We start from the raw sequence: 21,735 nt of genomic DNA on the forward strand, positions 1-21,735 counted from the left end.
CCCCCTCTGCCTTAAAAGGACAGAAAGAGAGTCATTATATTCTTTTCAATTCTACCATACCCGCTAGAGATTTTCAATTCAGGAATTTCCCCCGCTCTGTCAGATGCCGGCAAAAAAAGAGGACTGTCATGTCTCCACAACAGTCCTCTGGATCCTTCTGTTACCTGACAGCTCCCACCATGTCTTTCACAGTCTCAAATCCCTGCTTTTCCATATACTTCTCGATGCCATCAATGACTTTTAGGGTCACGGCCGGATCGTGGAAGTTGGCCGTTCCCACGGACACAGCGCTGGCTCCGGCCAGGATCATCTCGATGGCGTCCTCCGCCGTGGCAATGCCTCCCATGCCGATGATGGGGATGTGTACCGCCTGAGCCGCCTGGTACACCATGCGCACGGCAATGGGATGGACCGCCGGACCGGACACACCGCCTGTCTTATTTGCCAGGGCAAATGTCCTGCGGTTGATGTCGATCTTCATGCCGGTCAGTGTGTTAATGAGGGAGATGGCGTCCGCGCCGCCTGCCTCCGCCGCCTTTGCGATTTCTGTGATATCCGTCACATTGGGGGTCAGCTTCATGATCACCGGCTGCTTTGCGATCTTCTTGATCTGTGCTGTCAGCTCCTCCACATGTCCCGCGTCCTGCCCGAAAGCCAGAAAGCCCGCGTTCACATTGGGGCAGGAGATGTTGATCTCCATCATGTCGATGGGCTCATCTGCCAGTCGCTCCACCACTGCCAGATATTCTTCCGGCGCATGGCCGCACACGTTCACAATGATCTTTGTGTCAAACTGCTTCAGATAGGGGATATCCCTCTGGCAGAACAGCTCAATGCCCGGGTTCTGCAGGCCGATGGCATTCATCATGCCGCCGTATACTTCCGCCACGCGGGGCGTCGGGTTGCCGCTCCAGGGTACATTTGCCACGCCCTTTGTGGTCACGGCGCCCAGACGGTTCAGATCCACAAAATCTGAAAATTCCTCGCCGGATCCGAATGTGCCGGAAGCCACAGTCACCGGGTTCTTCCACTCTACGCCCGCTATATTTACTTTCATGTCCATCAGATCTCCACCTCCGTCGATAAGAAGACCGGCCCGTCTTTGCAGATCCGCTTATTATTTACATTGCTGTGGGCATCCTTCTCCTTTGTCTTACACACGCATCCGAGACAGGCGCCGATGCCGCAGGCCATCCTCTCTTCCAGAGAAATGTAGCACGTAATTCCCTTTTCTTCCGCGTACTGTTTGATCGCACGAAGCATGGGCGTGGGGCCGCAGGCATAAATGATGTCCGCCTCCAGTCCATGCTCCCGCACGGCGTCCAGGACATTGCCTTTTACGCCCACGCTTCCGTCTTCTGTAGAGATAAAGAGTTCCCCGTTTTTCTCAAATTCCTCCCGCAGGAATGTCTGCCTGTCCCTGTATCCGGCAATGATCTGCTTTTTCCCGCAGTCCAGTTCCTTCGCCAGCTCCAGGATGGGAGGCACGCCGATGCCGCCGCCCATGAGGAATGCTTTTTTCCCTTTTGCCTCCTCCAGGGGGAAGCCATTTCCCAGGGGGCCGACGATGAAGAGGCTATCTCCTGCCTCCATCCGGGAAAACTGCTCTGTCCCGGTGTTCTCTCCTGTCACCCGGTACACCACCCGCAGCGCCCCGCCTTCTCTGTCAATCTCGCAGATACTGATGGGGCGGGGCAGCAGCTTTGTCCCGTCATTTGTATACATGGACAGGAACTGCCCCGGCTTTGCTGTCTTTGCAGCCTCTGTGCATATCCACATGCTGAAGATCCCCTCCGCGAGCTGCTCCTGGGAGATGATCTGTACCTGTTCTTTCTTCTTTGTCATCTTTTCCTTCTCCTTTAGCGGTTTTCCAGCGCTCCGGCAATGTCCGCGATCATATCTTCCACCGCAGCCCTGGAAGCGTCTCCAAAGGCCTCTGCTCCGAAGGAAGCATATTTCTCCTGCTTGTAGGCAGCGATGATCCCCCTGGATGAGTTTACGATGGCGCCAAGTCCGTCCTCATTGAAGAAGTGCACCAGATCTTTTCCCTGGCCGCCCTGTGCGCCGTAGCCCGGCACAAGGATGTAGGCCTTGGGCATGATCTTGCGCAGCACTTTTCCCATCTCCGGGTATGTGGCGCCCACAACTGCGCCCACGTAGCTGTAGGAACATCCCATGCACTCCTGGCCCCACTCATTTACCTTCTCGCCTACCAGCTCGTAGAGCGGACGTCCGTCGATAAGCTGATCCTGGAACTCCCCGCTGGAAGGATTGGATGTCTTCACAAGGATAAAAAGTCCCTTCTGCTCTTTCTTGCACACGTCGATAAAGGGCTTCACACCGTCGGATCCAAGGTAGGGGTTGACTGTCACAAAGTCCTCGTCGAATGGAGCAAATGTATTGCTTCCCACCTGCACTTTTCCGATGTGTCCTGTGGCGTAGGCTGCGGAAGTGGAGCCGATGTCCCCTCTCTTGATATCGCCGATCACAACCAGGCCTTTTTCTTTACAGTAGTCCACAGTCTTTTTGAAAGCTGCAAGTCCCGGGATACCGAACTGCTCGTACATGGCGATCTGGGGCTTCACAGCCGGGATCAGATCGTATGTCTTGTCCACGATCTCCTTGTTAAACTGCCAGATGGCCTCAGCGGCCCCCTCCAGGGTCTCTCCAAACTCAGCAAAGGCCTTCTTCTGCACATGCTCCGGAATGTAGCTGAGCATGGGGTCCAGTCCCACTACAATGGGGGCTCCCGTCTTTTTGATATTGCTTACTAACTGATTAATCAATGGTTTTTCCTCCTTCGTATACAATCCGTCCGCCCACGATGGTGCAGCGCACTTCTCCTTTTACCTTCCTGCCGTGGAAAGGTGTGTTTTTCCCTTTGGATAAAAATGTATTCTTGTCGATCACGTACTCTTTCCGGGGATCAAAGATCACCACGTCCGCGATCTTGCCCGCGCTGACAGATCCCTTGTCGGAAAGTCCCAGTATGCGGGCCGGGTTATAGCTCATCTTCTCCGCCATCTGCATGGGAGTGAGGACGCCTTTTTCCACCAGCTCCGTGTAAGTCAGTGCTGCGGACGTCTCCAGTCCTACAATGCCAAAAGCCGCCAGCTTCATGGAGCGGTTCTTCTCCGCCTCCGCGTGGGGCGCGTGGTCTGTGGCAATGACATCCACCACGTCATTTTTCAGTGCCTCTCTCAGAGCCTCCACATCCGCTCTGCTGCGAAGAGGCGGGTTCATCTTAAAGTTGCCGTCATCCTCACAGATATCGTCCGTGGAAAGGATAAAGTGATGGGGACACACTTCCCCGGTCACAGGCAGTCCCTCCTTCTTCGCCAGCGCCAGCATCTTTGCGCTGTCCGCTGTGGAGCAGTGGCACAGGTGAAGCTGCACACCTGTCTCTTTTGCCAGCAGGATGTCCCTGGCCACGATGACGTCCTCCACCGCGTTAGTGATGCCCGGAAGTCCCAGTTCCCTGGCTTTCTCATCCGCGTTCATAACGCCGCCTTCCACCATGGTAATGTCCTCACAATGGGCAAACACGGCTACGCCTTCCTTCTTCGCCGCCTGCATCCCCTTCCGGTAGAGAGAGGCATTCATGACAGACTTTCCGTCCTCGCTGATGGCACGGCAGCCGTTCTCAGCCATCCCGTTAATGTCCGCCAGCTCTTCTCCCTTCTGGCCTCTTGTCACAGCTCCAAGCTGGATGACATTTGTGAGGGATTCTCTCTTGGCCCTCTCCATGACCTCCCGCACTTTCACGCCGTTGTCAATGACCGGCTTTGTGTTGGGCATGGCGCACACGGTTGTAACGCCGCCCCGGACAGCCGCCCGGCCGCCTGTGGCAAGGGTTTCCTTGTACTCCAGTCCGGGATCCCGGAAATGCACGTGCAGATCGATAAAGCCCGGCATCACCCAGCATCCGTCCGCATCGATGACCCGGTCGCTCTCCGTCTCAATATTCTTCTCCACCTCTGTGATCCGATCCCCGTCGATCAGCACGTCACATATATCATCCAGCCCTGTCCCGGGATCAAGCACATGTCCGTTTTTAATTAAAATCGTCATAGCCCGCATTCCTTTCTACATACATACTCTGTTTTATTTTATCATACCCATATAAGAAATGGAACGGGGAATTTCCCGTTCCATTTCTTCGGCAGCGGCCGCTGCCTGTATCCACTTTTTCACAATATCCTGTCGGTTTACTGCTGCGCCACTACTTCCATGGCCTTCTCGAGCTGATTGTCCGCGTCCGGGTTGTTTTCATCGTACTGGTACTCCACTTCCACGTCCGGGGTGATCCCCTCCCCGTCAATGCTGCGGCCATTGGGTGTAAAGTACTCCGCAATGGTCAGCTTCACGCTTGTTCCATCCTGCAGGTCAAAGACGCTCTGGACAACTCCCTTTCCGTAGGACTGGGTTCCCACGATCTGCCCCAGGCCGTAGTCCTGGATAGCTCCTGCGAAGATCTCCGAGGCGCTGGCGCTGTAGCCGTTCATCATGACAACCAGGGGTTTGTCGAACTGATTTTCCTCGTCAGAGGTGTACTCCTCCCGCTCCCCGTTCTTATCCTCCGTGTAGACGATGAGCCCCTCCGGCAGCATCAGGTCCAGGATATCGCAGACAGTATCCAGATTGCCGCCGGGATTGCTGCGCAGATCCACGATCAGTCTCTCCATGCCCTGGTCTTCTAAATCCTCCAGCGCCTCCTTATACTGCTCATAGGTCACAGTGTCGAATTCCGTGATGCGGATGTAGCCCACATTGTTTTCCTTCATCTCATGGGACACAGTCTGGGCCTCGATGGTGTCTCTTGTGATGGTCAGTTCCTCCTCGTCCCCCGTGTCAGCCCGCAGGACGGTCAGGGTCACCTGGGTTCCCTTCTCCCCCTTGACTTTGCTCACCACGTCGGACAGGTCCTCTCCTGTCACCTCTTCTCCCTCCACCTTATAGAGGGTGTCGCCGTCCCGCATGCCGGCCTCCTGGGCAGGAGAGCCGTCGTACACCTGGAGGACCGTGATAACGCCGGTCTCCCGGTCCTGGCTCATGAGTGCGCCCACTCCGCCGAACTCGCCGGACAGGCTCTCGCTCATCTGCTTCGTCTCCTCCTCGTCGTAGTAGACCGAGTAGGGATCTCCCAGCCCTTCAATATAGCCCTTGTAGACGCCCTCCGACAGGTCCGTCTCATCCACATCGCCGATATAATACCGGTCGATGAGGCTGTTCAGGAGCTCCATTTTCTGATTCTCTTCACTTTTAAAAACGCTGCAGGAGACAACTCCTCCTGCCAGTAATACAACGAGGGCGCCAGCAAGCGCCCCCTTAAAAAAACTATGATTTTTCATATAAGTAGTCCTGTTCTCCGTCTCCTGATTGCTTACAGATACAGTCTCGGATCAACCGGTGTTCCGTTTACATGCACCTCAAAGTGAAGGTGCGCTCCGGTGGAGATACCGGTAGAACCGACAGCCGCGATATTCTTTCCTGCACTTACTGACTGCCCTGCACTTACATAAATGGCACTGCAGTGCTGATACAGCGTAGACAGGCCATCACCATGATTGATAATCACGTAGTTTCCTCTGGCTGAATTGTATGCTACAGTCGTCACTGTGCCGGATGCCGCCGCATAGATGGGCGTTCCGGATGCTGCTGCGTAGTCCCGGCCTTTGTGATTGGTACTTCCAATACCACCCGGTGAATTTCTTCCGCCAAACTCACTACTGATATACGCTGCCGGGCAGGGATTCTGGAGTCTTCCTGTTCCTCCCGATGGTGTATAGTCATCTACCGGACCATTATTTACATTATTATTGTTATTATTGGCTTCCTGTTGCAGTCTTGCCTGCTCTGCCGCAGCTGCCTGCAGCTGAGAGATCTTGGCGTTTGTCTCGCTCAGCTCGGACTTGAGGCTTGCGATCTCAGCGCTCTTTGTATCGATGAGAGTCTGGAGCTCTGTCTGCTGGCTCTGAAGATTTGTCTGCATCTCCTCCAGCTCTGCATTTTCCTTCTCCAGCTCTTCCTGCTGCTTCTCCACTTTATCCACAATATTCTGGAACTCCACCAGCATATTCCTGTCATACTCGGAAATCTGGTTGATATACTCCGCGTTGCTCAGAAACTCTGCAATGCTCTTGGACTCCAGCAGCGTCTCCAGAAACTGACCGTTGCCGTTCTCATACATATACTGTATGCGGAGCTTCATGCTTTCATACTGGTTATTTTCGTCAATGCGGGCTGCGTCCAGCTCATCAGACTTCTTAACGATCTCCTCCTGCTTTTTCTCAATGTCAGCCTGGGTCTTCTCCATATCTGACACGATCCCTTCCAGCTGGCTGGCGAGCTTATCTTTCTCTGCCTGAGCCGCGTCGATCTGGCTCTGCTGCTGGCTGGCTTTGTTCTGCGCATCCTGTAGATCATCTGCCTTCGCCGTCACATTCACCTGCAGCCCCATTCCTGCCACGAGCGCTGCTGCCACTAACACACTGACAATCTTTTTTCTGATCATAGTTTTCTCTCCCTTACTTTGTACCCCTTTTTGTCTCCCCTGTGACTGTGTTTATAGTTCCATTTATCTGCAGTCAGATGCACGCGCATCTGGATGCTACACTTTCAGGTGTTTGCGGATGGTGAAGAAACTTCCCACAAATCCGATGCCCACACCGAGGGCAAGGCCTACCGGAAGCAGAACTTTGTACACTTCTGTCACCGGAAGGAAATCCAGAATATTATTTAACAGATTAAATCGTGTGAGGATGTATGAAACTGCTTTTCCATACATAAAATATAACAGTACAAGCGGTATGATGGCTCCGATCAGTCCGATGACCACACCTTCGATAACGAAAGGTGCCCGGACGAATCCGTCCTTCGCTCCTATATATTTCATAATGGCGATCTCCTCACGCCGGACCGTGATACCCATAGTAACGGTGTTGCTGATCAGGAAGATCGACACTGCCAGAAGAATGGCGATAATGGCGATGGAAACGTAAGTGATCAGCCTGTTGACGCTGCTGAGCGTATCTGCCACAACGTCAGACTTGTTGACCCTTCTGACGCCGTCCAGGCTCTCCGCAAAGCTTACTACGTCATCCTGTTTGGAGACATCCTCCATATACACTGCGTAGTTGTCAGAATTGGCCAGCGGATTGTCATCCTTGAAACCTTCCGCCAGGCTGGAATCCTCGCCAAAATATTCACTCTGGAATGACTCCCAGGCGTCGTCCGCGGATACATACTCCACATCCAGCACGCCGTCGCATTCTCTCAGCTCGTCGCCTATCTCATCGACCCGGGACTGCTCCAGCCCCTCCTCGAAGAACACGGTGATGGCCACACCTTCCTCGGCTTTCTGGACAATATAGTTAAAGTTCATAACAATTGCAAAGAACAGACCAAACACAAAAATACATGCCGCCATGGTCGCAATGGACGCAATGGAGAACAGCTTGTTACGGGCAATGTTCTTAAACCCCTGTCTTGTCGAATATCCGACTGTACTAATCTTCATTATTATACCCACCTTTTTGCTCGTCGCTGACAATGACTCCCTTTTTCATTGTCACCACTCGTTTTCTCATCTCGTTTACGATTTCCTGGTTATGTGTCACGACCAGGACAGTCGTTCCCCTCTCATTGGCCTCCTCAAGAAGCTTCATGATCTCCCAGGAATTGGTCGGATCCAGGTTTCCCGTAGGCTCATCAGCCAGAAGGATCGCAGGCTCATTCACGATGGCCCTTGCAATGGCAACCCTCTGCTGCTCACCTCCGGAGAGCTCCTTTGGATAAGACTTATATTTCTGGGCAAGACCTACCAGAGAAAGAGCCGCAGGCACTTTCTTCTTGATGATCCTGGGCGATGTCTCCACGACACGCTGGGCAAAGGCAATATTCTCATATATATTTCGGTCTTTCAGAAGACGGAAATCCTGGAACACGACACCAAGACCCCTGCGGTACATAGGGATCTGTTTGTGTTTCAGCCTCTCCAGATTCTGCCCGTTCACGACGATCGTACCGGAAGTCGGTTCCAGTTCCTTCATGATCAGGCGGATCAAAGTCGATTTACCTGATCCGCTGTCCCCGACGATGAAGACAAACTCACCCTGCTCGATCTTCAGAGTCACACCGTTCAGAGCCGCAACTCCCTTCGAGTATTCTTTCGTTACTTCGTTCAGTTCAATCATATTTTCCTCCTAATTATCAATACTCCAGTGATTCCATGTATTTCATGTACTTCACTACCATCAGCGCAATCTTGAATGTGATGGCATCCTCAAATACACGGAGATCAAGCCCCGTGCTCTTCTGCAGCTTATCTAACCTGTAGACAAGCGTATTGCGGTGGATGTAGAGCTGTCTCGATGTCTCGGACACATTCAGACTGTTCTCAAAGAATTTATTGATAGTCGTCAGCGTCTCCTCATCGAACTCGTCCGGCGATTTCCCCTCAAAAATCTCGCGGATGAACATTTTACAGAGCGGAATGGGAAGCTGATAGATCAGGCGGCCGATCCCCAATGTACTGTAGGCAATGACTTTCCGGTCATCAAAAAAGATCTTCCCCACATCCAGGGCAAGCTTTGCCTCCTTGTAGGACTTAGACACCTCTTTGATGTCATTGATCACGGTTCCGTATGCAATGCGGATGTCGTCATCCTCCCCCTTCAGGAGTTCCAGTATGGTTCCGGCTGTCTTCTCCAGTTCTGCATGCCCGTCTGAAGGCGCCAGCTCTTTTACAATTATAATATCTTTCTCGTCGACTGCTGTGACAAAATCCTTTGTCTTGTTGCCCAGAAGGCCCCGGACATGGTCCAGCATGCTGCTGTCTTTCTCACGGGCAGTCTCCACTATAAAGATAACACGTCTGACCTCTGTGTCAATATGTAATTTTTTTGCACGATTATAAATATCTACCAGAAGCAGATTGTCCAGAAGAAGATTTTTTATAAAATTGTCCTTGTCAAACCGCTCTTTGTAGGCTGTCAGAAGGGTCTGTATCTGAAAGGCAGCAACTTTGCCCACCATGTATACATCGTCGCTTCCGCCGTTGGCAAGAAGGATGTATTCAAGCTGGTGTTCATCAAAAATCTTAAAAAACTGATAGCCCTGTATCACCTGGCTGTCCGCCGGCGACTCCACAAAAGAAAGTACAGATGCTTCATAGTTCTCCTGTTCGGCAAATGTGCTGGCCAGAGACTTTCCGTCTGTATCCATGACACACAGATCGATCCGCGTGATCGCTTTTAAGCCATCGATGGTGTTTTGTAGTATTTGATTAGATATCATATTCCATCTCCTCCACTCATTTCAATATGCATTTTACACAATGTATTTACGCACATTTACCGCTTTTTGCATATTACTCTTTTCTATACTAATATAAATCCACAAAAAAAGAAAGAGGAAATCACACATTTTTGTTAATTTCCTCAATTTTTTCCCTGTATTTTGTTTATTTCCACATTGTCAGGCGCTATACAAATTGCCTCAAAAAACTCAGTGCTGGGCCGCTGTCTCCAGCTCCTTTTTCCTGTTTTTTTCCACTTCATGGCGGAAAAGCCTGTGGTTGATAAACTGAGCGATCCTCTCCAGCCTGCCCCTGCTCCGGTAGATGGGATTTTCGCTTTTTCCCACTCCCAGCCAGACTCTCGCGTTCAGCAGAAGCCTGTTCCTGGTGATAAATTCTTCCTGTCCCGGAGAAGATAAGGAAGCTATAATGCAGTCTGTCTCCGCACCGTTGACCGCATTGACCACCAGGTCATCAGCCTCATCCGTAGGCGACACTTTTGCCATACCGGCGATCTGTATCCCGCTGTATCCCTCTTCCAGAAAGCGGTAAAATCCTTCCGCCTCCTCCTCTGTCTCCACAAGGAGAAAGACTCTGGAATGATTTTTGTGAAGAAAGCGGAAAAACATCTTAAGATACGTTCTCTGCTCAATCTCCTGGAGCTGTCTTTTCTCACCCAGATCCACCCCTTCCAGGATCTCTTTCTCACCCGGGATCACAAGATCGATCTTCTCTATATTTTCACGCAGGGAAGGGTCACTGGAGGCGTACATCAAGGTATCCACCGTGACCATCTCGATTACATTGATCGCTTCTGTCCCCATATATGCCACAGTCCGCTTCATGGCCTCCTTGGCGGTACAGTCATCTATGCCAATATTCAGCACTTGAATTCTTCCGTCCATTGATCATCACCCGCTATTCCCTCTGGCTGTCGATTATAGCAAAATGACCTGTCCTTTTCAACCTTTGACACTAAATCTTCACACTTCGTAATATTTTTAACAGTTTTGTCACTTTTGATTTTTCTGCCGCCTTTTCTTGGTGATCAGGCCGCCAATGCGGCCGGTCTCCTTGGACGACAGGGATTTCCACCCATCTTCCATGACCTTGTCAAGCAGACCCAGTTCCTCTGCGATCTCGTACTTCAGTTTCTCCTCCTCTGTAAGCGCATTCAGATCCACAGGTTTTTCTTTTTTCTTTCCCATATGCCTGCCCCTTTCCAAAATAGATTGCTATCTGGAAGTATTGACAGGACTTCTGCTTTTATACAGCTTTTACACAGCCGTTTTATTGCCTGGGATCATCCGGTATGATAATGGCTGCGATGAGGTAGGCCAGAAAACCACTCCCGCCTGCAAAGATGAACAGGACGAAGGCCAGCCTTATGAGAGTCGGGTCAATTCCAAAGTACTCTGCTATTCCCCCGCACACGCCGCAGATCATGCGCTCTTTTCTCGAGCGGTAAAGTCTTTTTGTATCCATACAGATCCTTCCTTTCTTTTTGCTTTCTACTCTTCAAAATAGATGTCCATACTGCCCACATCGCAGGCAATATTCATCGTCTTCTGAGCCTTATTGTCGATATTCTGCTCCACAGACAGGCCTGAGTAACTGTTCTCACCCAGGTTTAGCTCTCCCACGCCGCACTCCAGTCTGTAGTTGAAATCCGCCTCTTTCCCCGCAGCCGTGTAAGCGAGAACACCCACACCGCACTCCAGGTCAGCCTGCTGCTTCGTGTCCCCGGAAGCGTCTATGGTTCCCACGCCCACTTCCAAGTCCAGCTCATCCGCTGTAAACCAGTCCACGATGGCAGATCCTGTGCCCACTTCCATCTTCAGTTCCCTGGCTTCTATATCCTCCACATAGAGTTCTCCTACCCCTATCTGGAGATCTGCCTCATCCAGCTGAAATGCCTCCGGAATATAGATCCACACATTTCCATAATTTCCCTGGTTGATCCTCCACGGGAAGCGCCTGGCTGTCGTCTCCACCTTCAGCTCTCCGTCTTCCTCCGTCACCTGGAACTTCAGGGCGGAATAAATATCTTCTGTCTGCACAGTGATCCCGCTGCCCGTGCCCTTCAGGATCTGGACATTCAGCCCCTCTGTGTCCAGCTTCAGCGCGTGGATGTCACCGTATGTCCGGTCTGTATCCGCCTCCATAGGGGCGTCGCCATAATCATAGGACACGCCGGCCTCCCCCCGTCCCAGACCGATCCAGTCCGGAATATAGTTATCCATAACCGTCAGCGTAGCTCCCATCACTTTCCCGCTGGTCAGGCACACACACCCGATGCCGGCCACCACGCCGCAGGTGATCCAGAAATTCTTCCATCCTTTTTTCATTTAGCCCACCGCCTTTCTCCTGTGAAACGGACGTCTGCAAAGTTCCACGAAAAACCGGAACAGACCCGGCAGCACGATGATGCAGAGCCTTACGGCTGCCACGGTCAGGATCGCTCCGATCACTGCCAGGATCATGCCGCTTCCGATCAGAGCCAGCCCCGTGGGCAGATCCGGCACCAGGGCCAGTATCCCCGCAAAGAAGAGGACGATCCCCACAATAGCCAGCACAATAGCTGCAACCGCAAACCCGAGAAAGACTGCAAAGGCCGCAACGGCGAGCATCACCACGGCACAGAGGAGAAAAAGCCCTACCGGGACCACAATGGGTGCGCAGACAAGAAGGATCAGAACGATCAGGATGATCTTCCAGGTCCGGCTTGATCTGGACTGGCTGTAACTGCCCTCCGGACCCGGTCCGCCATCCTGGCTGTACCCGCCGCTTCTCTGGCTGTCCGGGCCAGGGCCTCCCGGCCTTGCAGGGGCCTCCCTGTGTTCAAACCTGGTATCTGTATATCCGGTCTCCCGAAATTCTCCTTCCTCCCCGGCCTTTCCTCCCAGGCCGGCCTTGATCTCAGCTGCCACCTTGGCGGGACTGCCAAGCTCCCGGATGATCTCCGCCTCGTTTTCTTCTCCCGCCTCGTCAAAATAATCGTTGTAGTATTTCATTGCCTCTGTGCGCTCCTCCACAGATATGTCCTGCAGAAGCGCGGCCAGCTCAAGCATAAACTGTATGCGGTTCATAAGATAGCACCTCCCTCAAAAATTTCGCTGATCTTTTTCGAATACGTCCTCCATTCGGACCTGTACAGATTCAGCTGCGCTTCACCTCTCGGCGTAATCTTGTAGTATCGCCGGTTCCTCCCGTCGTACTGCATATCGTACACTTCCAGGCAGTCATCCTTCTGCAGTCTTCTGAGTACAGGATACAGAGTGGATTCCGACACTTCGATGGCCTTTCTTACATCCTGGGTGATCTTATAACCGTATGTCCCGTCTTTTTCTCTTGAAACAACCGCCAGGACGATCGCGTCAAGAAGGGCAGCTCCGGTGTTAAATACCATACCATCACTCCTTTTTCTTCCTGCCTTACAGCGCCGTCAAGTGTCCGGCACTGATATGATCAAAATTCTAATATTATTTTTATGGCTATATTATATGTTGTATAGTATTATTTGTCAATAAATATTATACAAAAATAAAACAGCCCCGCCCTGACAGGAATCCTAAGTTTTCCTGTCAGAGCAGGGCTGCTCTGCCTCTTGCCGGTCCTTACCCCGGCAGGATAATCTCTTCACGCAAAGTAAAGGAATAGATGATCTTCTCTTTAACCGGTCTGCCCACGAGCTGTTCAAGGGCCTTCGCATAGTAGTCCAGCTGGGCATGATACTTTTCCGTCAGCTGGCCTGCCGTCTGCACCTGGTCGGTCTTATAATCCAGCACCACAAGGCCGTCCTCCTCCTGGAACCAGACGTCGATGATCCCCTGGACGAGGATTTTATCCTCTTCCCCGCCGACGCTGTCCGGGTACACCTCTTCCATATCCACGCCGATCACAAAAGGCTGCTCCCGGAAAAGCTGTCCTCTCCTGGACGCCTCAAGCATCCGCCTGCCGCTCTCACACCGGGTGAACTCCAGTATATCTCCGGTGCGGACACAGCGGGCCATCTCCGGAGCAATCCGGCCGCTCTCTTCCATAGCCCGGACAGTGGCAGCCAGGCTTTCTTCACTGTACTCTTCCGTAAAATCTAAAAGCTCCATCACCCGGTGGTAGGCGCTTCCCCGGGAAGCGCCGGTAAGCTCTTCCTCCGCGGCCCTGAACCTGGGGATCAGGGGCACCACATCCGGCTCCTCAAAGGGCAGCTCGCCTGCGTCCCCCGGCTCCTCCAGGGACAGTTCTCTTAAATACTCTCTTTTTTTCAGCTCAGACACTGTAAATTTCAGCTTCCGCCCCTCCAGGTCCGGATAAGGGTATCGATAAGAAAACTGTTCCTCCAGATTCTCTTTCATCCCAGAGTCGTAGGTCTCCTGTGTATTCCAGTCTTCCAGCGCCTTCTTCGTGAAAATGCCCTCTGCCTCCTCCTGCGCCTGCCTTCTGACCAGCTCCTTCAGATCCAGTATCTCCACCTGGAAAGGAGAGGCTCCTGTGGCCACAGCGGGCAGGATCCAGTCCAGATAGCTGGAAGCCCGGGACAGATCGCCAAAAGAGAGGGGCCGCACCTCCTCCAGCTTTCCTGCCGGGTCCTTGGCCGTCCCCACCAGGATCAGCTTCTCTTTCGCCCGGGTCAAGGCCACGTAAAGAACGCGAAGCTCCTCCCCCAGGTTCTCCAGCTTTTCCTTCCGCTGGATCACCTGCTTGTAGAAGGAAGGAGCCTTTGTGCGGCGCTGAAGATCCACCACATCCATCCCCACACCCAGGGAGGCGTGGATGAGGATATTCCCCTTTGTGTCCTGGGTGTTGAAGCCTTTTCCCATTCCGGCCGCGATCACCACGGGGAACTCCAAGCCCTTGCTCTTGTGGATACTCATAATGCGCACAATATCTGCATTCTCATCGCTGACAGAGGCCTCCCCGTAGTCCACGTTGTATTTCTGGAGCTGCTCAATGTAGCGGACAAAATTGAACAGCCCCTGGTAGCTGGTGCTCTCAAAGGCCATGGCCTTCTGGGCCAGCATGTCCACGTTGGCTCTCCTCTGCTCGCCGCCGGGAAGGGCCGCCACATAGTCCCCGTATCCGGTGTCATCCAGTATCTCCCACAGGAGTTCGTGGATGGCCGTATAGGAGGCCTTCTCCCGGAAATAGCCCATCTTGTCCAGGCAGGCAGCCAGCTTCTCTCGAAGAGCCGGGTCTTCCCCCTGACTCCGATACTGTTCCACCGCCTCACAGAAGCGACGGTCAGGGCAGGCGATCCGGATCCTGGCCAGCTCCTCGTCCGTGAGGCGCCCAAACCAGGAAGAGAGGACTGCTGTCAGGGGAATATCCTGCTTTTCATTTTGCAGCACCCGGAAGTAATCCAGCAGCACGCCGATCTCCCTTGTCTCAAAGTACCCTTCTTTTGTCCCCGCGCAGGCCGGGATGCCCTCCTCCAGCAGCACCTCCATGAACACATCGCTCCACCCTTTGATGCTCCTCGTCAGGATGACAATGTCCCCATAGCGCACTGGCCGCAGTTTTCCCGTCTCCTTGTCCGTCACCATCTGCTCTTTTAAGAGCCTGCGGATGCAGTCTGCCACTGCCCTGGCCTCCAGTTTTCTGGAAGAGAGCTTTTCTCCTGCTGCCTCCTCCAGCTCTTCCTCCGGGCTGCCGCCAATGAGAAGAAGCTCTGTCTCATTGCCCTGGCTCTCCGGATAGGAAGCGCCGGGCCACAGAGCAGCCCTGTCGTCGTAGGTGATGCCTCCAAGCTCCGGTATCATGATCCGGCGGAAAAGGGCGTTGACGCTGTCCAGCACCTCCGGCCGGCTTCGGAAATTCTTAAACAGGTCGATCCGCTGGGTCGGGCTGTCCGTCCCCTCCCCCTCGTAAATCCGGTAGGTATCAAACTTCTCCATAAAAAGCTCCGGCCTGGAGAGGCGGAAGCGGTAAATGCTCTGCTTCACATCCCCCACCATAAAAATGTTGTTTCTCCCCTGCCAGGTGCGGGACACACTTGTCAGGATGGCCTCCTGGATCAGGTTGCTGTCCTGGTACTCGTCGATCATGACTTCCCGGAACTGCTCCTGGTACACCCTGGCGCAGGCAGAAGGCCACAGGCCGTCCTCTGTCTTCTCCGTGAGGATGCGCAGGGCATACTGCTCCATATCCGAGTAGTCGATCATGCCGCGGCTCCTCTTTTTCTCCTCAAACCGAACAGCAAAAGCCTCCGTCAGGTCCTTAAGCTCCTCCATCATGGGCGCGCAGGCTGCCAGCCCCGCAAGGACCTCTTCTTCTGTCTGAGAAAAATACTGCTCTGCCGGAAAAACCACCGCCTTTTTCAGCTCATCCCGGAGCTTTTTCACCCGCTCCGCCTTGTCTTTTGACACAGCCTTATCTCTGTTGGGAGCCAGTTTTTTCCAGGAGATCTGCTCCGCCGCCTGCCGGTACTGGCTGTAGGCAGCGGCCTGCCGGAATCGCTCCACGTTTTTCATGTCGCTCTCCAGCATCTCCTCATACATGTAAGGGCCGTCCGGCTCCAGGCAGAGTGCCAGCGCCTGGTCTTTCAGACTGGCCGCCGTCTCCATGGCGTGATCCACTTCCTCCCGGACAAAGGCAAAGAAAGGCGTCCGGGCAAGTTCTTCCCCGCTATGGATCTGGCAGGCACGGACACAGTCTGCAAGCCATCCTTCCGGGTCCGGACAGCTCCTGGAAAACTCGTACAGCCTCAGGATGATCTCCTCCAGCTTCCGGTCGCTTTTTCCCGACGCATAGCTCTCCGCGAAGGCAAGGAAACGCTCTTCTTTCTTCTCATACTTTTCCTCCAGGAGCTCCTGCAGCACATCCCGCTCCAGCAGCTTCAGCTCCCCCTCTTCGCCGATGCGGAAGGATGGATCCAGGTCAATGACATGGAAATTCTCCCGGATCACAGAGAGACAGAAGCTGTGGATAGTCGTGATAGAAGCGCTGTGGATCAGGGTGGCCTGCTGCCGCAGATGCTCGTTGAAGGGATCCTCCTGGGCTTTCTTCTCAATGGCTGCGCGGATCCTCTCTTTCATCTCCGCCGCGGCCGCCTCTGTGAACGTGACGATGAGCAGCTCATCCACGGACAGAGGGTCCTCCTGCCGGGTGAGCATGGTGATGATCCGCTCCACCAGCACGGCTGTCTTGCCGGATCCTGCCGCAGCGGACACAAGGATGCTGCGGTCTCTTAAGTCAATGACACTCTGCTGTTCTTTTGTCCACTTTACGCTCATGGCTGTTCCTCCTGTCTGTCTCCTGCTTCTGCCGCGCCGTCCTCTGTCCTGCCGTATGCCTGGATGCGCAGCAGCGCCTCCTCCTGTCCCATCCTGCTGACCTCCCGGTAGCTGTAGCCCGGAAGGGAGCTGTCAAATCCGCAGATATGCCGGTATCCGCAGTAGTCGCAGCCGGTCCGGTCCCCGTACCTGTAAGGCTGGACCTTTGCCTCACCGGAAGCGATGCGGTCGTGCAGTTCCCCCGCCTTCTTGCTGGCAAAGGCTCCCAGCATGCGGAAGTTTTCTCCCGGCAAGGCCTTCGATCTTGCAGAGAGAGCTCCGTCCTTTTTGAAGGAGACAGGGATGGCCAGAGAATCCCCCTGGGCCCTGTGCTCCAGATGCCAGAGGGAGTCCCCCTCCAGGCTCACCAGACCATCCGGCCGGAGCTTCTTCAAAAGGCTCTCCTGGATCTGACTCTCCTCTTCCCTCGGTTCTGTAAAGGGATCCTGGATGTGGTAATAGAATACTCCGGCAGGGACAGGCTCCCTGCCCGGATACTTCTTCCCTGCGATCTTCAGCGCCTCCTCCATGTAGACCAGGAGCTGCATCTGCAGCCCTCCATAGACAAGGGACAAGTCAAAGGCTGTCTGTCCTGTCTTGTAGTCCAGGACTTTGACATAGACCTTGTCCTCCTCCACGCAGGTATCCACCCGGTCGATCTTTCCCGCGCCGAACTTCAGTTCATAGGCCTCCGGCCGGAAATCCCCGGCCCTCAGCTGCTCTGTAAGCGCCCACACAGTCCGCTCCATCATGTGCTCGATCCGGGTGATGAGCCAGCTATTCCTGGATGTGCTGTAGAGAACCGAGTTGCCGTAGTCTGTCACGGCCTCCTCCACGCTCTCCTTGCAGAGCTGCTTCTGCGCCTCCCGGTCAAGTCCGGTCCAGCCTTCCTTGCTGGCGGAGGCTTTCCGGGAATACCTCTCGATGGCCCCGTGGAACACATTTCCCATGTCCACTGCCTGGAACTCATAGGCCTCCCTCTCCTTCAGGCGCAGCCCGTAATGGAGGAAATGCGCAAAGGCGCATGCAGAGAACTTCTCCATGCGGGAGATACTCTCCAGCGGCCGGTCCCCGTACAGCCGCTCTGCCACAGCCTGTGTGACAGCGTCTGCCGGTCTTCTGTAAAATCCCGCCTCCAGGATGGCGCCCAGCTTATCTCCCCACTCCTGGTGCTTTTTGTACCAGTTATAGAGCTCCATCCAGGCGCCCCCCGCCTTTTCACTCTTCATCCGCAGCCCTTCGATCAGCTCAGACAGCCCGGTCTTCGGAGAAAGTTCCCTGTCCCGGAGCGAAAGAGCGTCCTCGTCTGTGACAGCCAGATCCGGGAAAAGTTTCTCCAGCTCCTGCACAAGGTAGGATGGACGGATGGTCTTTCCGTCAGCGGACACCCTGCTGTAGAAGACACACAGCTTCCGGGAAGGTTTGGTCAGGTTCAGGTAGAGATAGTATTTCTGTACATAGGCCTGCTCCCTGCTCCCCGGCGTCAGGGCGATCCTCTCCTTCTCAAAGGCCTTCACGTCCCGCTCGGAGAGAAGGCCGGTCCGCACAAGGGAGCCCGGAAGGAAGGTGTCATTGGCCCCCACGAAGATCAGGGCCTTCACCCCCTTCAGCCGGGTCCTTTCCATGTCTCCAGCCACCACCTGGTCGATGCCCGGAGGAATGACTCCCACCTTGGCCTCCGCAAGCCCTGCATCCAGCAGGTCACTGTACTCCTGCAGGGAGACCTGTTCCTCGCCCAAAAGCTCCACGAATTTGTCAAAAAGCCCGATGACAATACCGTAGATCTGGGCGTACTCCCGGGCCAGAGCATTCTCTCCTCTCTCCTGGAAAGTCTCCTCCTGCTTTTTCAGGGCAAGCTGCATCTCCTCTCCGGCCAGGAAGTCATAGAGAGCCTCTGTGATATCGCGAACGGTCTTCCTCCTCTGGCGGAGCACGAAAAGGAGAGGTTCCATCTTCTCCACAAAGAGGACACGCATGTGGTTGAGTCTCTCCAGCTCCTCTGCAGCCATACCCTCAGGCCGGCGGATCCAGCGCTGCTGCCATTTTTTCCATCCCCGGATGCCAAGGGCCATACAATAATTCTCCAGATCGTCCAGCTCCCCTCTGGAAAAGGAAGTGTATCCGGTGCGCAAAAAACGGAACACGCTGTCACATGTAAAGCTCTCCCTGGACATGGCAAGAAGACTGCGGATATACTCCACAAAAGAATTGAGCAGAATGCTCCTCTTCTGATCCATGAAAACCGGGATCTCATAGCGGGCAAAGGCCTTTTTGAGATAATTGCCATAGACTTCCATGTCGCTGGCGATCACGCCGATCTCCCGGTACCGGTACCCCTCCCCGCGCACAAGGGCGCGCACCTTCCGGGCGGCTGCCTCTGCCTCCTCGTCCGGGCTGGCTGCCACATGGATCTCCACACCGTCCTGCTCACCCTCAAAGACCGTATTTCCATATCGGAAAAGATGATTCTCCACAAAAGCCAGAGCCGGGCTCTCTTGAAATCTGGGAGGCACCTGGGGCCGCAGAAATTTTAGTTCTTCCACCGGCACATGGCGCTCCCGGGCGATCTCCACCAGCGATGTGACCGTCTTTTTGCTCATGGCAAACAGCTGATAAGGATGGTCCCAGGCGTAGGGATTTTCCCTTCCGTCGATCGTCACTGTGACGATCACATCCCTGCAGATGGTCAGGAGTTCTCCCAGAAGACGGTTCTGTACGGGCGTAAAACCGGTGTAACCGTCCAGCACCACTGTGCTCCTCCTCAGCAGGGCGGAATCCCCCGCCACTTTTGCCAGCACGTCCAGCAGCTCTTCCTTTGTGGTGTACTTTCCCTTCAGATAGTCCTGGAAGCTCCTGTAGAGAAGTTTTAAGTCCTGCAGCTTAAAGGACAGGTATGAGCCCTCCTGCTCCTCTGCTATGACCTGCTCAAGCTGTTCCTCGCCCACATCGTACTGCATGAACTCGGAGAGGACGGATTTTACCTCACTGACATAGCCCAGCCTCCGCATGTTGCCCTTCAGCACGGTCAGCTCTTCCTCCAGATCCCCGCCGATCTTGCGCAGCACCAGGTTCTTCCCCTCGTCATCCAGCACAGGAAAGCCCCCTTTGCCTGTCTCTTCAAAGATTCGGTGAGCCAGGCGCACGAAGCTGAGGACGTCGATATTCATAATCCCCTTCGCAGGGCTCATCATCACAAGGTCCTTCTGGGTCTGCATGGTAAACTGCTCCGGCACCAGGACCAGATAGGAAAGGCCGGGATTTTCCCCGGCCTCCTGTATGATCCTCTCATATAGATAATGGGACTTCCCGGAACCGGAACCCCCAAAAATAAATTTCAATGCCATATTATCTTCCTCCTGACGGATCATGGGTGAGTTTTCCGTAAACATCTACAGGCACATAAGCCCGGACATAGATTCCCTCCTGGGTATACTCTTCTTTTTCCAGTTCCCCGTATTTCCGGATGAGCTGTATCTTACCTGCGTCGCTGTATGGGTAGATCTGCTCGATCTCCACCTTCTGCTCCCGCAACACATCCTCCACACAGGCCAGAAGTTCCTCCACGCCCTCCCCTGTCTTTGCCGAGATGAAAGCAGTCCTCTCCGCCTGGAAATCCCGGGGCGCGTACTCTCCCTCAAACCGGTCCTTCTTGTTGAAAGCTGTGATCACCGGCTTATCTGAGGCTTCCAGCTCCCGCAGCGTCTCGTAGACCACATGCATCTGCTGATCCATCTGCGGGTTGGAAGCGTCCACAACGTGGAGCAGAAGATCTGCGTACTTCGCCTCCTCCAGCGTGCTCTTAAAGGCCTCGATAAGATGATGGGGCAGCTTGCGGATAAAGCCCACCGTGTCTGTCAGGAGGACCTCCTGTCCGCCCGGCAGCTTCAGGTTCCTGGTGGTCGGATCCAGCGTGGCAAAGAGCTTGTCCTCCGCCAGGATGCCGGCCCCGGTCAGAGCGTTCAGGAGCGTGGATTTCCCGGCGTTGGTGTAGCCCACGATAGCGATCACCGGTATGCGGCTCTTTGCCCTGGACTCCCGGGTAAGCTGACGGTGCCGCTTCACCTCTTTCAGCTCTCTTGTGAGCTGGGAGATCCGCCCTTTGATCAGCCGCCGGTCCATCTCCAGCTTCTTCTCACCGGGTCCTCTCGTGCCGATGCCGCCTCCCAGCCTGGACAGAGAGGTGCCAAGTCCCGTGAGCCTGGACTGTCTGTATTTCAGCTGGGCCAGCTCCACCTGGATCTTTCCCTCACTGGTGGACGCCCGCGCCGCAAAGATATCCAGGATGAGAAGGGTCCTGTCCATGATCTTCACACCCAGCTCATCCTTGAGATTGCCGATCTGGGCCGGTGACAGCTCGTCATCGCAGATGATGCCGTCGGCCTGCGTCTCCCAGATCAGATCTTTGAGTTCTCCTGTCTTCCCTCTGCCAAGGTAAGTGGCCGGATGCATCTGCTCCCTTTTCTGCAGGACGCGCCCAACGCACAGGGCACCGGCGGTGCGGGCCAGCTCCTCCAGCTCATCCAGGGACTGCTCCGCATCGTCACTGTCCGCCAGGCTCACACCCACCAGGATGACCCGCTCTCTTTTCTCCGCTGTCTCATACATATACGCAAGACTCCTTATCTGGTTTCCTTATCTTGTCTCGAGAAATTCTGCCTCTTTCGCCGCCTTCTCGTCATCCGGATAGTCGGCTGTATAATCTGCCAGCTTGGATCTGGCGCTCTCTATGTCACCTGCCTGCTCGTAGGCGACAATCTCATTGAAGCGCATCTCCTGCATCATCTCCTCGCTGACATCCTCCGCCTCCATACCCAGGCGGAAATAATTCAGTGCATCTGTGGGCTTTTCCAGCTGCATGGCGCAGCATCCCATAAGGTTGTACAGCTCTCCTGTCTTCTCTCCTCCGTTATCCAGAACAGACTGAAAGGCCTCCAGAGCCCCCTCGTAGTCCTGCTGCTCCCACTTAGCAAGGCCAAGTCCTCTCCAGCCTTCCGCGTCCTCACTGTCCTCATCCACAGCCGCCTGGAACGTGTCGGCCGCCTCCGCATATTTTCCCTCTTCCAGAAGGGCAGTTCCCTCCTCCAGAAGATTGGAGCCGCACCCTGTCAGCATCAGGGCAGCCAGAAGAACCGCCGCAAATTTTCCTGCCTGTCTTTTCATATTCAA

Annotated in this window: 19 protein-coding genes; all 19 read right to left on the reverse strand. The window is 54.3% G+C overall.

The window, feature by feature from the left end:
• Positions 1–160 precede the first annotated feature (160 nt).
• Positions 161–1,063, reverse strand: a complete 903-nt coding sequence (locus INF30_RS13685; protein WP_076779036.1) for a dihydroorotate dehydrogenase — start codon at positions 1,061–1,063, stop codon at positions 161–163.
• Positions 1,063–1,845, reverse strand: a complete 783-nt coding sequence (locus INF30_RS13690; protein ID WP_226395619.1) for a dihydroorotate dehydrogenase electron transfer subunit — start codon at positions 1,843–1,845, stop codon at positions 1,063–1,065. The genes INF30_RS13685 and INF30_RS13690 overlap by 1 nt, the downstream gene beginning before the upstream one ends.
• A 14-nt stretch (positions 1,846–1,859) precedes the next feature.
• Positions 1,860–2,786: an orotidine-5'-phosphate decarboxylase gene (gene pyrF, locus INF30_RS13695; RefSeq protein ID WP_076779042.1), complete on the reverse strand. Its 927-nt coding sequence runs from the start codon at positions 2,784–2,786 to the stop codon at positions 1,860–1,862.
• Positions 2,779–4,071, reverse strand: a complete 1,293-nt coding sequence (locus INF30_RS13700; RefSeq protein WP_076779045.1) for a dihydroorotase — start codon at positions 4,069–4,071, stop codon at positions 2,779–2,781. The genes pyrF and INF30_RS13700 overlap by 8 nt, the downstream gene beginning before the upstream one ends.
• 137 nt (positions 4,072–4,208) lie before the next feature.
• Positions 4,209–5,351 (reverse strand): S41 family peptidase, encoded by a 1,143-nt coding sequence (locus INF30_RS13705; protein ID WP_226395620.1) that lies wholly within the window; start codon positions 5,349–5,351, stop codon positions 4,209–4,211.
• 32 nt (positions 5,352–5,383) lie between these two features.
• Positions 5,384–6,514: a murein hydrolase activator EnvC family protein gene (locus tag INF30_RS13710; RefSeq protein ID WP_226395621.1), complete on the reverse strand. Its 1,131-nt coding sequence runs from the start codon at positions 6,512–6,514 to the stop codon at positions 5,384–5,386.
• 96 nt (positions 6,515–6,610) lie between these two features.
• Complete coding sequence (gene ftsX / locus INF30_RS13715; protein ID WP_076779052.1) at positions 6,611–7,519, reverse strand: permease-like cell division protein FtsX; 909 nt, start codon at positions 7,517–7,519, stop codon at positions 6,611–6,613.
• Positions 7,509–8,195 carry a cell division ATP-binding protein FtsE gene (gene ftsE / locus INF30_RS13720; RefSeq protein ID WP_076779055.1) on the reverse strand — a complete coding sequence of 229 codons (687 nt, stop codon included), beginning with the start codon at positions 8,193–8,195 and terminating at the stop codon, positions 7,509–7,511. The genes ftsX and ftsE overlap by 11 nt, the downstream gene beginning before the upstream one ends.
• A gap of 16 nt (positions 8,196–8,211) precedes the next feature.
• A complete protein-coding gene (locus INF30_RS13725) occupies positions 8,212–9,297 on the reverse strand; it encodes a PucR family transcriptional regulator (protein ID WP_076779057.1) in 1,086 nt (361 codons plus the stop codon).
• 210 nt (positions 9,298–9,507) lie between these two features.
• Positions 9,508–10,203, reverse strand: coding sequence for a WecB/TagA/CpsF family glycosyltransferase (locus tag INF30_RS13730; protein WP_076779060.1), 696 nt, complete (start codon positions 10,201–10,203; stop codon positions 9,508–9,510).
• A 108-nt stretch (positions 10,204–10,311) separates the two neighbouring features.
• Entirely contained in the window at positions 10,312–10,506 is a 195-nt protein-coding gene (locus INF30_RS13735; RefSeq protein ID WP_076779061.1) for a small, acid-soluble spore protein, alpha/beta type, read from the reverse strand.
• A gap of 82 nt (positions 10,507–10,588) precedes the next feature.
• Complete coding sequence (locus tag INF30_RS13740; RefSeq protein ID WP_076779064.1) at positions 10,589–10,783, reverse strand: PspC domain-containing protein; 195 nt, start codon at positions 10,781–10,783, stop codon at positions 10,589–10,591.
• 26 nt (positions 10,784–10,809) lie between these two features.
• Positions 10,810–11,646: a DUF4097 family beta strand repeat-containing protein gene (locus INF30_RS13745; RefSeq protein ID WP_226395622.1), complete on the reverse strand. Its 837-nt coding sequence runs from the start codon at positions 11,644–11,646 to the stop codon at positions 10,810–10,812.
• Complete coding sequence (locus INF30_RS13750) at positions 11,647–12,387, reverse strand: DUF1700 domain-containing protein (protein WP_076779068.1); 741 nt, start codon at positions 12,385–12,387, stop codon at positions 11,647–11,649.
• Entirely contained in the window at positions 12,384–12,707 is a 324-nt protein-coding gene (locus tag INF30_RS13755) for a PadR family transcriptional regulator (RefSeq protein ID WP_076779071.1), read from the reverse strand. The genes INF30_RS13750 and INF30_RS13755 overlap by 4 nt, the downstream gene beginning before the upstream one ends.
• Before the next feature lie 208 nt (positions 12,708–12,915).
• On the reverse strand, positions 12,916–16,530 hold the full coding sequence (gene addA / locus INF30_RS13760) for a helicase-exonuclease AddAB subunit AddA (RefSeq protein ID WP_226395623.1): 3,615 nt from the start codon (positions 16,528–16,530) through the stop codon (positions 12,916–12,918).
• Complete coding sequence (locus INF30_RS13765) at positions 16,527–19,913, reverse strand: PD-(D/E)XK nuclease family protein (RefSeq protein ID WP_226395624.1); 3,387 nt, start codon at positions 19,911–19,913, stop codon at positions 16,527–16,529. The genes addA and INF30_RS13765 overlap by 4 nt, the downstream gene beginning before the upstream one ends.
• Before the next feature lies 1 nt (position 19,914).
• Complete coding sequence (hflX, locus tag INF30_RS13770; RefSeq protein ID WP_226395625.1) at positions 19,915–21,174, reverse strand: GTPase HflX; 1,260 nt, start codon at positions 21,172–21,174, stop codon at positions 19,915–19,917.
• Between the two features lie 27 nt (positions 21,175–21,201).
• Entirely contained in the window at positions 21,202–21,729 is a 528-nt protein-coding gene (locus INF30_RS13775; RefSeq protein WP_076779080.1) for a tetratricopeptide repeat protein, read from the reverse strand.
• Between the last annotated feature and the right edge of the window lie 6 nt (positions 21,730–21,735).

The sequence above is a fragment of the Claveliimonas monacensis genome, from assembly GCF_014982975.1.
Taxonomy (GTDB): Bacteria; Bacillota; Clostridia; order Lachnospirales; family Lachnospiraceae; genus Claveliimonas; species Claveliimonas monacensis.